The 13,868-nt window shown below is 74.3% G+C and carries 10 protein-coding genes; 6 read left to right on the top strand and 4 right to left on the bottom strand.

Annotation, left to right across the window (positions count from 1 at the left end; translation table 11 throughout):
* Positions 1–3: 3 nt before the first annotated feature.
* Entirely contained in the window at positions 4–570 is a 567-nt protein-coding gene (locus AMK19_RS32290) for a GNAT family N-acetyltransferase (protein ID WP_073818815.1), read from the bottom strand.
* Between the two features lie 199 nt (positions 571–769).
* Between AMK19_RS32290 and AMK19_RS32285 the strand changes: the two genes are divergently transcribed.
* A complete protein-coding gene (locus tag AMK19_RS32285; RefSeq protein ID WP_073818813.1) occupies positions 770–4,213 on the top strand; it encodes a serine protease in 3,444 nt (1,147 codons plus the stop codon).
* Between the two features lie 63 nt (positions 4,214–4,276).
* Positions 4,277–5,221 (top strand): bifunctional riboflavin kinase/FAD synthetase, encoded by a 945-nt coding sequence (locus AMK19_RS32280; RefSeq protein ID WP_073818811.1) that lies wholly within the window; start codon positions 4,277–4,279, stop codon positions 5,219–5,221.
* A 60-nt stretch (positions 5,222–5,281) separates the two neighbouring features.
* Here AMK19_RS32280 and AMK19_RS32275 read toward each other — a convergent pair whose 3' ends face one another.
* From AMK19_RS32275 to eccE, 3 genes are all read right to left on the bottom strand, one after another.
* Positions 5,282–7,351: a MinD/ParA family ATP-binding protein gene (locus tag AMK19_RS32275; RefSeq protein ID WP_073818809.1), complete on the bottom strand. Its 2,070-nt coding sequence runs from the start codon at positions 7,349–7,351 to the stop codon at positions 5,282–5,284.
* 210 nt (positions 7,352–7,561) lie between these two features.
* Positions 7,562–8,320, bottom strand: a complete 759-nt coding sequence (locus AMK19_RS32270; RefSeq protein WP_073818807.1) for a hypothetical protein — start codon at positions 8,318–8,320, stop codon at positions 7,562–7,564.
* The gene (gene eccE / locus AMK19_RS32265) at positions 8,320–9,705 is read right to left on the bottom strand and encodes a type VII secretion protein EccE (protein WP_083647545.1); all 1,386 of its coding nucleotides are present in this window, start codon (positions 9,703–9,705) and stop codon (positions 8,320–8,322) included. Before eccE ends, AMK19_RS32270 begins: the two co-directional genes overlap by 1 nt.
* A 255-nt stretch (positions 9,706–9,960) precedes the next feature.
* Here eccE and eccB point away from each other — a divergent pair, with 255 nt between their 5' ends.
* The 4 genes from eccB (at position 9,961) to AMK19_RS32245 (ending at position 13,809) form a co-directional block, all read left to right on the top strand.
* Positions 9,961–11,529 (top strand): type VII secretion protein EccB, encoded by a 1,569-nt coding sequence (gene eccB, locus AMK19_RS32260; RefSeq protein ID WP_073818805.1) that lies wholly within the window; start codon positions 9,961–9,963, stop codon positions 11,527–11,529.
* A 181-nt stretch (positions 11,530–11,710) separates the two neighbouring features.
* On the top strand, positions 11,711–12,013 hold the full coding sequence (locus tag AMK19_RS32255) for a WXG100 family type VII secretion target (RefSeq protein ID WP_073818803.1): 303 nt from the start codon (positions 11,711–11,713) through the stop codon (positions 12,011–12,013).
* 72 nt (positions 12,014–12,085) lie between these two features.
* A complete protein-coding gene (locus tag AMK19_RS32250; protein ID WP_073818801.1) occupies positions 12,086–12,370 on the top strand; it encodes a WXG100 family type VII secretion target in 285 nt (94 codons plus the stop codon).
* A gap of 131 nt (positions 12,371–12,501) precedes the next feature.
* Positions 12,502–13,809 (top strand): S8 family serine peptidase, encoded by a 1,308-nt coding sequence (locus AMK19_RS32245; protein WP_241844694.1) that lies wholly within the window; start codon positions 12,502–12,504, stop codon positions 13,807–13,809.
* Positions 13,810–13,868: the final 59 nt, after the last annotated feature.

Here is a 13,868-nt window from a genome sequence, read left to right as displayed (position 1 = left end):
GCGTCAACAAGTTTGCGGGGCGGCCCCGGTGGAGATTCTCCGCCGGGGCCGCCCGGCGTTTCGGCGCAGGGCCAGGCGCCAGTCGTGGCTGTGCAGGAAGCGGCCGGAGCGCTGCGGGTACTCGAACTCGCACGGGCCCGCGTCGGTGAAGCCGAGGCGGGCGCACAGGGCGTTGGAGGCGGCGTTGTCGGCGGCGGGGAAGGCGTGCAGCGTGCCGGGAGCGGCGGCGTCCGCGGCGACCGCCTCGCGCAGCGCGGCCAGCATCAGGCGCCCGGCCGCGACGGCCAGGCCGCGGCCCTGGAACTCGGGCAGCACGTTCCAGCCGGTCTCCCAGATCTCCTCGCCCCGCCACTCGCGGCGGTGGTAGGCGATCGAACCGGCGGGCGCGCCGTCGGCCAGGACCGCGAACATCACGCCGCCCTGCGCGGGGAGTGCGAGGTAGCGGCGGTGGCGGTGCAGCAGCTGCTCCGGCGTCTCCGGACCGCCCACGTGCCGGCGCATCGCCGGGGTGTTGATGCGCTCCAGCAGCGCGAAACGGGAGTCGGACCAGGGGTCGAGACGGACGTCCATGCCGGGATGGTGGCAGAGCGGCCGCCGCCCGGCCCACCGGTTTTCGGGGGCGGACGCGGCATTGCACGGCGTGTCGGCGGGGGCGCGCGAGGTGAACGGGTGTGGTGAGCGGGGCGCGCGGGGTGCTGTGGGGCTGGTGGGGGGCAGGCTGACCGGCGGCCGGAACAGCGGCCGGAAGAGCGGAGGGAGGACCGGCGGGATGGGCGAGGGCGCGAGCGCCGGCTTCGCGGGCGACCCGGCGCACGGGCTGCTGCGGATCCGGGACGTGCAGGGCCGGCTGTGCGGCCTCGGGTTCGTCGCCGACCGGCAGGGCACGGTGGTGACCGCGCACGAGGCGGTGGCAGGCCTGCCCAGGCTGGTGCTGCACACCCCGGGCGGGCAGTCCAGGGTGCTCGGACCGGACAGCGTCGACCTGCTGCCCGAGCACGGCCTCGCCCTGCTGCGCACCACCGCCGTCGGCGGCGTGCCCGGCCGCGCGCTGCCGATCGGGCGCGGCGACGTCGGCGGGGCCGTCGTGGTGCCGCACCAGCGCTGGGAGGACGGCGCGCCCGCACTGGCCCGCGGCGGCCTGCTCGGTCGGGAGAACGGCCGCTGCGGGGAGGGCGCGCAGACCCGTACCGTGCCGGGCGTGCTGCTGCTCGACCTCCCGGCGGCGCCGGTGGCCGGCGCGCCCGTCCTCGACCCCGAGACCGGCGCGGTGCTGGCCGTCGTCGCACCCCGGGTCCGCACCGCCGGCGGGGCCGGGGTGGCCGCCGTCCCGCTGTCCGTGGCCGGACCGCCGGGAGACGGCCCGCTCGGCCTGCTGCTGGCCCGCAACGCCTCCGGCGTGCCCGCGTTCGGCCGCGCCCTCAACCTGGCCGGCGGACTGCGCCTGACGGCCACCCAGCTGGACGCCGCCACCGCCGGGCCCGGCCGGATCACCGAACTCGCCGCCGACCGCGTCGACCGGCCCGACGGCCTCAGCGGCGAGGAACCGCAGGACACCCTCACCGTGCTGCTCGGCGAAGCCGGCAGCGGGCGCACCACCGAACTCGCCGCGCTCGCCGTCCGCCGGGCCGGCGCCGCCGAACCCCTGCCCACGCTCTGGCTGCGCGGCGCCGACCTCGCCCTCGACGACCAGGCCCTCGACGACACCCTGCGCCGCCGACTCGCCGCCGCCGCCCGACAGTTGGGCGTCCCCGAGGTCGCCCCGGCGGAGCTCGCCGAACGCTGCGCCGACGGCGGACGCCCGCTGCTGCTCGTCCTCGACGGGCCCGAGGAGGCCCAACTCGCGCTGTCCGCCCGCTGGTTGGCCGACGGCCTGGACTGGCTGCGGGCCCACCGGGCGCGCGCCCTGGTCGCCTGCCGCCCCGACGGCTGGCAGCAGCTCGGCCCCTGGCGGGCCGCCGCCCGGGCGCTCTGGCTCGGCCCGCTCACCGACGACGCCGCCGCCCGCGCCGGCCGGCGCTACGGCCTGCCCGAGTCCTTCCTCGGCCCCGCCGACCACGGCCACCCGCTGGCGCTGCGACTGGCCGGCGACCTGCACGGCGCCGGCGTGCACGGGCCGGTCGCCGACCGCACCGAACTCTTCGACGGCTGGCTCGACCTGGCCTGCCTGACCGTCGCACGCCGGATCGCGCTCGCCTCCGGCGGCCAGCGCCGCCACCGGCGCGGCGGCCCCGTCCCGCCCGGTGAGGACGCCCGCCAGGTGCGCCGACTGGCCGCCGTCGCCGCCGGACGGCTGCACGAGGCCGCCCGGCTGATGCTCGGCGCGGGCGACGGGGCGCTGCCCGCCGAGGAGTTCGACCGGCTGTTCCCCGCCGCCGGCGGCTGGGCGCGGGCCGTCCACGAGGAACGCCTGCTGGTGCCCGCCGGCACCGGCCACCGGGCCGGCCACGAGGAGTGGGGGGAGTGGCTGCAGAGCCTGCACCTGGACCTCGACGCGGCGCTGCGCCTGCTGCTCGCCGAGGACGAGGCCACCGGCGGCGACACCCCCGCCGACACCCCCCGCGACACCCCCCGCGACCCGGTGGCCCGCAACGTCCTCCCGCCCGTGGCGGCGGCCGCGGCCAAGAGCCGCCAGGGCGCCGTCGGCCGGGCCCGGGTCGGCGTCGTGGCGGGGGCGCTGCGCCGGGTCGCGGCGGCCCGCGGCGCGGCCGCGCTGGACGGTTGGCTGCACCGCATCCGGCTGGCCCTGGAACGCGCCGAACCCGGCGGCGCCCCCGACTGGTGGGCCGGCCGCCTGCTGGCCGCCGGGATCGCCGGCAGCCCCGAGCCGGGCGCGCACCGCGAGCTGCTGGAGCTGCTCACCGACCGGGCCGGCCGGGACGAACGCTTCGGCCCGGCGTTCTGGGCCGCCCTGCCGCTGCCCGCCGCCGACCGGGTCGCGCTGCTCGGCCGCCTCGCCGACGGCCCCGCCGACCTGGCCCGCGCCGTCCGCGAGCGGGTCGCCGACCTGCTCGCCGCCGACCCGCACACCGTGCTGCCGCTGCTGTGCGGCTGGTACGAGCACGCGGGTCCGGGCGCCGCCGACCTCGCCGACACCCTGCTGTTCGACCACCGGGAGTTCGCCCTCGACGAGTTGACGGAGGCTCTGGTCGCCGCCGCGCACCCCCGGGCCGACGCGCTGCTCGGCCGCCTCGCCGAACGCGAACCGTCCGCGCTGTGCCGCGCCGTCGACCGCTGGAGCCACGACCCGCGCCCCGAACGCCACGTCGCGGCCGCCGTCCACGCCCTGCGCACCGCGCCGCACGCGGGCGGATCGGGCGCGCAACTGCTGCGGCTGGCCGCCCGCACCCTGCTCGGCCGGGACGACGAACCGGCGCTGCACGGCGCCGCGCTGGCGCTGCTGGTGCGCGACCCGCAGGCCCGCGCCGAGCACCTGCCCGCCGCGCTGGCCGCCTACCGGGACGGCGACCCGTTCCTCACCGAGGAGGTCCTCGGCGACCTCGTCGAGGAGTACCCGGCCGAGGTGCTGGCCGCCGTCCGCGAACGGCTGCGGCTGCCCGGGGCCCGGGGCGGCGACGGACTGCGGGCGCTCGGCCGGGCCGCGGACCCGGAGGTGGTGCGGTCCGGGCTGCTGTTCGCCGCCGAACTGCTGCGCGAACAGCCCGAGCGGGCCGGGCAGGTCGCCGACCACCTGGACCGGCTGCTGGACGCCGGACGGGACGGCCGCCCGCTGCTGCCCGCCGTGCTCGCCGCAGCGCCCCCGGCGCGGGCCCGCTTCGCCCCGGTGCTGGCCGCCCCCGGCACGGGCCGTGCAGGGCTGCTGGACGCCCTGCTGGCCGCCGAGCGGGCACCCGTGGTGCTGGGCGCCGTGGTGGAGGCGCTGGCGGCCCGCCACGCCGGCCACCCGCCGTCCCGGGTGCGCGAGTTGCTCCGCCGGATCGCCGACCACTGGCCCGGCGCGGACGCCGTCCTGGTGCGCTGCGCGGGCCGCTGGGCCGGTTTCGCCAGGCTGCTGGCCGACTGGCCCGCAGACGCCGCACCGCCGCCCGAAGGGCCCCGACTGACCAGGATGCGGACGCTCACCGCGGCCGGCCGCGACCCGCAGTACGCCGCCGCGGAGGCCGAACGGCAGGTCGACCGCCCCGGCGGCCGTCTGACCGGTCACACCGGAGGCCTTCCGGTACCTGGACAGGGCCGGTCGCATGGCACGCTATAGGGGTTCGGTTTCGGTCTTTCGAGTGCACCGGGTGTGCACACCGTAGGAACAAGGAGCGGTCAGGTGCAGCGCTGGCACGGCCTGGAGGAGATCCCCGGGGACTGGGGGCGCAGCGTCGTCACCATCGGATCGTTCGACGGGGTCCACCGCGGACACCAGTTGATCATCAATCGGGTGGTCGAGCTCGCCGGGGAACTGGGGGCGAAGTCCGTCGTCGTCACCTTCGACCCGCACCCCAGCGAGGTGGTCCGTCCGGGCAGCCACCCGCCGCTGCTCGCCCCGCAGCCCCGGCGGGCCGAACTCGTCGAGCAGCTCGGCGTGGACGCCGTCCTGGTGCTGCCGTTCACCGCGGCGTTCTCCAAGGAGTCGCCCGAGCAGTTCGTGCAGTCGGTGCTGGTCGACGCGCTGCGCGCGAAGGCCGTCGTCGAGGGCCCCAACTTCCGCTTCGGACACCGCGCGGCGGGCAACGTCGAACTGCTCGCCGAACTCGGCCGGGCCGACGACTTCGCGGTCGAGGTGGTCGACCTCCAGGTGCGCGGCACCGCCGGCGACGGCGAGCCGTTCTCGTCCAGCCTGTGCCGCCGCCTGGTCGCGGCCGGCGACATGGCGGGCGTCGCCGAGGTCCTCGGCCGCCCGCACCGGGTCGAGGGTGAGGTCGTCCGGGGCGCCCAGCGCGGCCGCGAACTCGGCTACCCCACCGCCAACGTGGACACCGTGCCGCACTCGGCGATCCCCGCCGACGGCGTGTACGCGGGCTGGCTGACCGCCGACGGCGAGACCATGCCCGCCGCGATCTCGGTCGGCACCAACCCGACCTTCGACGGCACCACCCGCACCGTCGAGGCCTACGCCATCGACCGCGTGGGCCTCGACCTGTACGGCATGCACGTCGCCGTCGACTTCCTCACCTGGCTGCGCGGGATGGAGAAGTTCGACAGCATCGACGCCCTGCTGGAGCGGATGGCCGAGGACGTCAAGCGCGCCCGGGAGCTCACCGAGCGCCCCTGACCCCGGCCGTCGGAAAGCCCCCCGCGAAGAACCCTTCGCGGGGGGCTTTCTGTCGCTCGCTCAGCCGTGCTGCGGCGGTGGGTACCCGTAACCGGGCGGCGGCGCCTCGTGCGGCGGCGGGTAGCCGTACCCCGGCACCGGCGGGCCCTGCGGCGGGTAGCCGCCCTGCTGCGGAGCCCCCTGCTGCGGGTACGGCTGCTGCGGCGGCTGCTGCCACGGCTGACCGGCCGCCGGGTAGCCGCCCTGCTGCGGGTACTGCTGCGGGTAGGGCTGCTGCTGCGGCGGGACGCCCTGCTGTTGCTGCTGCCAGCCGCCCTGCTGCTGTTGCTGCTGCGCCTGCCAGCCGCCCTGCTGCTGGGCCCGGGCGATGTCCTCGCCGACCAGCGCCGCCAGCTCGAAGTAGGCGTCCCGGACCTTCGGCCGCATCATCGCCAGGTTGACCTCGGCGCCGGCCGCCAGGCTCTCGTCGAACGGCACCACCACGACGCCGCGGCAGCGGGTCTGGAAGTGCGCCACGATGTCCTCGATCTTGATCATCTTGCTGGTCTCGCGCACCCCGGAGACCACCGTGATCGACCGCTGCACCAAGTCCGCGTAGCCGTGCGCGGACAGCCAGTCCAGCGTGGTGGAGGCACTGGACGCACCGTCCACGCTGGGCGTGGCCACCACGATCAGCTGGTCCGCGAGGTCCAGCACACCGCGCATCGCCGAGTACAGCAGACCGGTGCCCGAGTCGGTCAGGATGATCGGGTAGTGCTGCCCGAGCACCTGGATGACCTGGCGGTAGTCCGAGTCGTCGAAGGTGGTGGAGACCGCCGGGTCCACGTCGTTGGCGACGATCTCCAGGCCCGAGTTCGGGTCCTGCGAGGTGAACTGACGGATGTCCATGTAGCTGCGCACGTGCGGGATCGCCGTCACCAGGTCGCGGATGGTCGCCCCGGTCTGCCGCTTGATGCGGCGGCCCAGGGTGCCCGCGTCCGGGTTCGCGTCGATCGCGATGACCTTGTCCTGCCGCTCGCTGGCCAGCGTCGCGCCCAGCGAGGTGGTGGTGGTGGTCTTGCCGACGCCGCCCTTGAGGCTGATCACCGCGATCCGGTAGCAGGTCATCACCGGGTGCCGGATCAGCTCCAGCTTCTGCTGCTTGCCGGCCTGCGCCGACTTGCCGCCGAACTGGAACCGCGGCTGCTTCTGCACCTTCGGCTGGCCGCGCAGCAGTCGGTCCGAGGAGAGCTCGACGGCCGCCGTGTAGCCCAGCGCCGCGCCGTGCGCCGCCGCCTGCGGGCCGGGCTGCTGGAAATGGGCCGGCGCCTGCGGGGCGTTCTGCGGGCCCGAGTGCTGCTGGTAGGCCGGGCCGGGACCGGGACCGGCCTGCGGCCAGCCGCCCGCCCGCGGATCGGCCGGCGGCTGCCCGCCCCACTGCTGCTGACCCTGCTGCGGATACGCCGGGGGCGGCTGCTGGACCGGGGGCTGCTGGACCGGCGGCTGCTGCACGGGCGGCTGCTGGCCCTGCTGCGGATACGCCGGCGGCTGCGGCTGGTTGGGCCACGGCTGCTGGACCGGTGGCTGCTGACCCTGCTGCGGGTACACGGGAGGCGGCTGCTGCACGGGCGGCTGCTGGACCGGGGGCTGCTGCTGCGGGGCCTCCTGCACCGGCGGCGGCGCGGACGCCAGCTCCATCGGCGGCGAGGCCACGCCCTGCCCGTTGGTGGCCGGACCGGCGTGCTGCTGGGGGCCCGGCACGGGCTGCTGCGGAGCCGCCTCCGGAACACCCGTCACCGGCGGTGCGGCGACCGGCGGAACCTGCGCCTGCACGGGCTGGGGCTGCACGGGCTGGGGCTGTACGAGCTGGGGCTGGGGCTGCTCGGGGGCCACCGGAGGCTGCGGCGCGGGCGCCTGCTGCTGCACCTCGGGCTGCACGGGGGCCTGCTGGACCGGCGGTTGCTGCACCGGAGCCTGCTGGACGGGAGCCTGCTGCACCGGAGGCTGCTGCTGGACGGGCGGCTGGGCCGGGCCGGGAGCGGCGCTCTGGGTGTACCAGGACGGAGCGGTGTAGTCCGGGGCATCGGACCAGTCATCGTCGTCCTCGGCCGCGTTGTCGCCGACGTAGACGCCGTCCCGATCGCTGCTCACTGGGGCTCCCTCGTTCTCGCCGACATTGCTTCGGCGGTTGCCTTCGGGCAACAAGACTAGGCCGTGCAGGCCGCTTCGCTGAAGGCGGAGCCCGACCTGACGGCAGATCGGAGCGGGTCGGCCGACCGGTCCGTCCCTCGGGAAACACCGTCCCCGTCAGGCGCACCGGCCGGCCGGCCCGTGCGACGCGGCCCGCCCGGCCGCACCGCTTCAGTCCATGCGGCGCGGGCCGCCCAGCACCTGGGTCTCGGCCTCGCCCGGATTGGTCATCACGTACTGACGGCGCATCCGGGTCGCCCACAGGGTGATGTGGTCCGGCATCGTCGGCAGCGTGCTCACGTCGCCCGGCGACAACGACAGCAGCCGGCCCACGAGTTCGGCCTCCTGCGGCGACACGCGCTGCAGGCCGACCAGGTCGGCCGCGTTCAGCACCCGGCTCGCGTTCGGGCCCAGGTACGGCAGCACCGTCAGCGTGGTCTGCCACGGCGCCGCCGACAGCCGGCTGCGCGAGGGCCGCGCGCCCAGGTCGCGAACCACCAGGACGGGTGACGCCACCGACGCGCCCTGCGCGCCCAGACGGCCGACCTGGTGGACCGTCACGCACGGCTGCCCGCCGCCCGCGGCCTGCGCCATCGGCGCCCACGCCTGCGGACGGCCGGTCTCCACCGCGATCCGGGCGCCGGTGGCCGCGGCGCGCAGCGCGATCAGCTGCGCCGTCCACATGCCGCCGACCAGCACCACGTCGTACTGGGTGGGCCGGAACAGCCCTATCACGGCGGGCTGTTGCTGCTGGTCCAGGCCGATCACGACGCCGTCGTCGCCGACCGGGAAGGCCAGCGCCGCCAGGTCCTCGACGGTCAGCACGTGCTTCTCCCGGCGCGGACCGCGCAGGCCGAAGCCGGGACGGACCCGCACCCGCTGCTGATCGGCGGGCTGCGGGGCCTGGCCGGAGTAGGTCTGGTAGGCCATCAGGACGTCCCTCCCAGGGGCAGCGTGGCGAGCAGGCCCGGGCCGTGCTCCTGGTCGAGGCGGGTCAGCGCGGTGCCGGAGTGCTGCGCGCGGGACTCCACCAGACGGCCCACCTGGGCGATCTCGCTCTCGCTGCGCGCGGTCAGCCGGACGTGCCCGCTGAGCGCCACCGCGCCGCCCATCGCGCGGGTCGCGGTGACGGAGAACGTGGACGCGAACGCCGCCGGGGTGCTGGTGAGTTGGTTGACCAGCTCGGGCGCGGTGACCCGGCCGCCGCCGGCGCCGGGCCGGGTCAGCTCCGGCCACTTGGAGATCCAGTAGGTGGCGTGCCAGCGATCGTCGATCCGGCAGAACTTCGCGGACTCCTGGGCCCGGCGGACGCCGACCCCGCCGCCGCCGGAACCCTGACGGCCCGCCACCGCCACCGGGTTGGCGCACACCGAGATGGCCAGCGCCGCGATCAGCTCCCGCTCGTCCAGGACGGTGGCGGTGAAGCCGGCGCTGTTCAGCCGCCCGGCCAGCTGGTCGGTGACGCGCTGGAGGGCCTTGCGGGCGCCCTCCTCGCCGCCGCCGCGCGCCACGACGGCGGTGGAGGCGCGCTCGGGGTCGAGCTTGATGGCGACCCAGGTCAACCGCAGCGCAGGAGTATTCACTCCTCCGGGTGCCTGCTGGTAGGCGCGCGCGGCCAGCGCGTGCTCCGGCAGGTGCGGCGCGGGCGCCGGCTGGGTGTGCTGGATCAGCTGCACCGACTCCAGCGGGATGTCGTCGACCCGCAGGACCGAGCAGATGATGTCCAGCGGCAGCGCGGAGTTGGCGCGACCCGGACGCAGCGGCTGGTCCTTGGACTGCACCAGCAGCACCGAGGTGAAGAACGTGCCGTCGCCGACCATGCCGGTCTCCCGGCGCAGCGGACGTCCGTCGCCGAGGTCGGTCTCGATGGCGTGGGTGCAGGTGCTCAGCGCCGGCTCCAGCTCCATCACCGGCGCCAGCGCCGGGTCGGTGCCGGGCGGCGGAACGTTGTACTTGGCCTCGCGGCGGCGGGAGTTGTACGCGGAGCGGACCCCCAACGCCTCGCCCGTGGTGCGGCCGCCGAGACGCAGCAGCGCCACCACCACGAGGATCACCGCGGGCACCGCGAGCACCGCGGCCACCAGCTTGTTCACCGACCAGCCGACCGCCACCAGGGCGACGGCTACCTCGAGTTGGACGATTTGCTTGAGTTCCAGCCGGCGTGCGAGCAGCCCGGGCCTGGGCAGCAGCCGCAGGCCGACCGGGCCGGTGGCCGCCGCGACCGGGGCGGTACGGGCCCGCCGCCCGCCCTGGGCGTCCGGCCTCCGGCCCTGCGAGGTGGAGCGTCGTCGTGCTGGAGCGGACTGGCTTGGCATCCCCCGAATTGCCCTCTCTGCTTCAGATGTGCCGTCAGATCCCCGTGCGGCTGCGGCCATCAGGGCCGTCGGTCGCGGGCCGGGTCGACAGCCCGGATGGCGGACCGTCGGAGCCTACCCGTTACCGTACTCACCGTCTGCTGTCGCATCGTAGAGGGTTGGCCGTTCCGGACGCCCGTCGGGTGGCAGACTCACGCACAGCACAAGCGCGTTGACACCCGCACGTCGGGTCACACAGGGGAGACGGGGACGAGCATGGCATCACGCCGGGACGAGCTGAACGCCTACACCTTCGCCCGCAAGCGGATGGTCGGGGCCTTCCTGCAGCCGGGGGGCGGCGGCAACGACGAGGACGCGCCGCGTCCGATCCGCGCGGTGCTGCCGAGCTTCGTGATCGGCGCGGTGGTCGTCGCCGGCTTCGGCATGTGGGGCGTCATCAAGCCCAGTGCGCCGCCGAACTGGGACAACGGCAAGTACATCCTGCAGGGCAAGTCGTCGACCACGCGCTACGTGATCCTGCCCGACTCGAAGACCGGTCAGCCGACGCTGCACCAGGTGCTGAACATGTCCTCGGCCCGCCTGGTGCTCTCCGAGGGCGCCACCGTGCAGACCGTGGCCGACGACGTGCTCGACAAGTACCCGCGCCGCGGCGCGGCGATCGGCATCCCGTACGCCCCGGACAAGCTGCCCAAGGCGGACGACGCGAGCGCCGTGAAGCTGTGGTCGGTGTGCGACAAGCAGGGCAAGGACAACCTGCAGTCCTCGATCGCCCAGTCGGTGTTCGTGGCGGCCGGGGCGGACACCAAGACCCTCCAGGGGGACCGGAAGCTCGGCGACGGGCAGTCGCTGTTCGTCCAGGAGCCGGACCTGTCGGCGAGCCAGACCGGGACGAGGTTTCTGGTGGACCCCAGTGGCAAGCGGCACGCGGTCGGCGTCATGGAGACCCCCGGCACGGACCGGACCGCGCTGGTCACCGCGCTGTTCGGCCCGAACGCGCAGGCCCAGAAGGTCACCAAGGAGTGGCTCGCCACCCTGGAGGACGGCGACCCGGTGGAGTTCACCCGGGTCGACGGCGCGGTCGGCGCCGCGTCCACGCTCGACCTCTCGCAGCCTTCGGAGAAGAAGGTCGGCCGCCTGCTGAAGTTCCAGGACAACAAGTACTACGTGGTCGGGCTCAGCAAGCTGTACGAGATCACCGAGTTCCAGGCGAACCTGATGCTCAACGACCCCGAGACGCAGAAGGCGTACAGCAGCCCGCCGGCCTTCGGCACGCTCGGCGCGGGCGACCTGAACAACCTCGCGGGGAAGACCTCCACGGAACTCCTGAACAAGTCCGGGAACCTGCCCAAGCAGAAGTCCCCGGCGGTCAACCTCGGCGAGAAGGACGCCCGCACGGTGGTCTGTTCGACGTTCAACGGCTACGTGGACAACAAGATCCAGCAGACGGTGTGGGCCGGCACCGCGTACCCGACGGACGTCAGCGGGGACGCGGTCAGCGCGCACATGACGCCCGGCCACGGCCTGCTGTACCGCGCGCTGGAGGGCAAGGTCGGGCCCAACGACGGCAGTTCCGGTCGCGACTTCCTGATCACCGACTCCGGTCTGCGCTACTCGCTGCCCGCCAACAACGACGGCGGCGCCGGTGCGACGCCGAGCCCCAGTCCGAATGCGCAGGGCGGCGACAAGAAGGGTACGAACGAGTCCCAGGTGCGACTGGGCTACAAGTCGATCAATCCGCAGTTCGTACCGGACGAATGGTCGAGGCTGGTGCCGGCCGGACCGGTGCTCAACACGAACACCGCACTTCAGGCCCAGAACGCCTGACGAAGCGTCAACGCCGGTGCGGGAGTTCAGTGTCATGGTCTGGTAACTACCCGCTACCCGGTGTTGGGCCAACCGCACTTGGCCGTTACAGTGCTACAGAGCACCACACCAAGTGGTGCCCGTGCGGGCGTTCGCCACAGGGGTGCCCGGACGAAATCTGTCTCATGGGGGACGGTGGATCATGGCAGGTCAGTTCACGACGACCGCGGAAGAAATGACCGCGTTCGCTAACCGCATCGGCGAGGTCAACCAGCAGGTCCAGGGCGAGATCAGCCGCCTGAACAACCTGGTCTCCGAGATCGCGTCCGGCTGGAAGGGCGCGGCTGCGACCGCGTACCAGCAGATGCAGTCGCGGGTCAACGACGACGCGAACGCGCTCAACAAGGTGCTCGACGAGATCCGTCAGGCGATCGAGGCGACCACCAAGGCCTACTCGATGACCGAAGACGAGCAGGCTGCCGCGGTCGGTGGCGTCTCCGGCTGACGCCGGATTCGGTAACCGCCACATCGCGCCCTCGCGGGGGCGCGCCGTGCATCCATCGAAGGGGAGACAATCATGGCCATTCTCGTCAATTTTCAGACCATCCAGAACGCGAGCTCCGAGGTCCGTCAGACCGCGGCCCGTGTCCAGTCGCAGCTCGACGACCTGAAGTCCGGCGTGCAGCGCATCGCCTCCTCGTGGGAGGGCTCGGCTCAGGAGGGCTACCAGGCCCGCCAGGCCCAGTGGGACGCCAAGGCCGCCGACCTGCAGCAGACGCTGACCCAGATCGCGACCGCGCTGGACAACGCCGCGCAGAGCTACCAGCAGACCGAGAACTCGAACGCGTCGCTCTGGGGCTGAGTCTCCCACTCGGGGACTCTGCGCGACCAGCGCACTTCTCAAGGGCGGGCGTCCCACGGGGCGCCCGCCCTTCGCGCGTTGCACGGGGCACGCGCCGAACACGGGTGGATGCAATGAGGGGTGGAGTTCAGGTGTCGTCAGGATCGTTGCGCCGGGCCGGCGCGGTGCTGCTGGTGCTCGGTGTGGTCGGCACTACCGCCGCCGGACCCGCTTTCGCCGAGCCGTCACCCACAGCCTCGGAGGGGGACAAGCACCGGGCTCGGCCGGTCATCGCGGCGGCCGGTGACTGCACCTTCCCCTCGAAGGACGTCGAGGCCAAGCCCTGGGCCCTCCAGCGGGTCTTCCTGGACGAGCTGTGGGGGACCAACTCCAAGAACCCGCACACCGGGGCCGGGGTCAAGGTCGCAGTGATCGACACCGGCGTGGACGTCGTCAACCAGCAGCTGAGCGCCCCGGGCAAGGTGATCGCGGGGCCGGACCTGCTCGGCTCCTCGACGCCGGCCGACCAGAAGAAGCCGGAGGGCGACAGCCGGACCGATCCGGTCGGGCACGGCACCAAGGTGGCGGGCATCATCGGGGCCGCGCAGAAGGACAAGGTCGGCTTCGTCGGCCTGGCCAAGGACGCCACGATCCTCTCGATCCGGCAGAACGACGCGGAGGGCCACGGCAGCGTCAAGACGCTGATCGATGCCATCAACGCGGCGATCGACGCGAAGGTCGACGTCATCAACATCTCGCAGGACGTCCGGGTCGAGGTGGATGCCACCAAGCCCGCCGACGCACCGGCGTTCGCCGAGGACACGCAGCTGCAGGCGGTGCTGAACAAGGCCGAGTCCAGGCAGATCGTGGTGGTCGCGTCGTCCGGCAACGACGGCGCCGAGGGCCCCACCTACCCGGCCAAGTACGACACCGTGCTGGCCGTGGGCGCGTCCGACCGCAACAACGAGCGGGCTCCGTTCTCGCAGTACGGCGACTTCGTCGACGTGGTCGCGCCGGGTGTCGACATGCTCTCCACCGTCCCCGGGGGCGGCCAGTGCACCGACAACGGCACCAGCTTCTCCGCGCCCTACGTCGCCGGCCTGGCCGCGGTGCTCAAGGGCCAGCACACGGACTGGACCGCCAAGCAGATCCGTACCGTGATCGAGCAGACCGCCCAGCGCACCGAGCACGGCCCCAACAAGTGGATCGGCTGGGGCGTCGTCGACCCGGTCAAGGCGGTCAACTTCGAAGGCGTGCCCGAGGCCACCCCGCACCCCGACGCGCCGACCAAGCTGGACGCCGCTCCGCTGATCGCGCAGCCGCTCGGCATCGCGGAGACCCAGGCCGACCGGGACCGGAGGACCGCCACCTTCGTGCTCGGCGCCGGCGGCCTGCTGGTGGCGGGCCTGGCCGGCGGCGCGATCGTCACCCGTGACATGGGGCGTCGCCGCCGCCCCTGACGGCCTGTGGACACCGCGCGGGGCCGGCTCCTGGAAAGGGGTCGGCCCCGTCGGTTTCG

Source organism: Kitasatospora sp. CB01950 (genome assembly GCF_001905465.1).
GTDB lineage: Bacteria > Actinomycetota > Actinomycetes > Streptomycetales > Streptomycetaceae > Kitasatospora.
The sequence above is the reverse complement of the archived record's forward strand: the minus strand, read 5'-3'. Positions and strand labels throughout refer to the sequence as shown.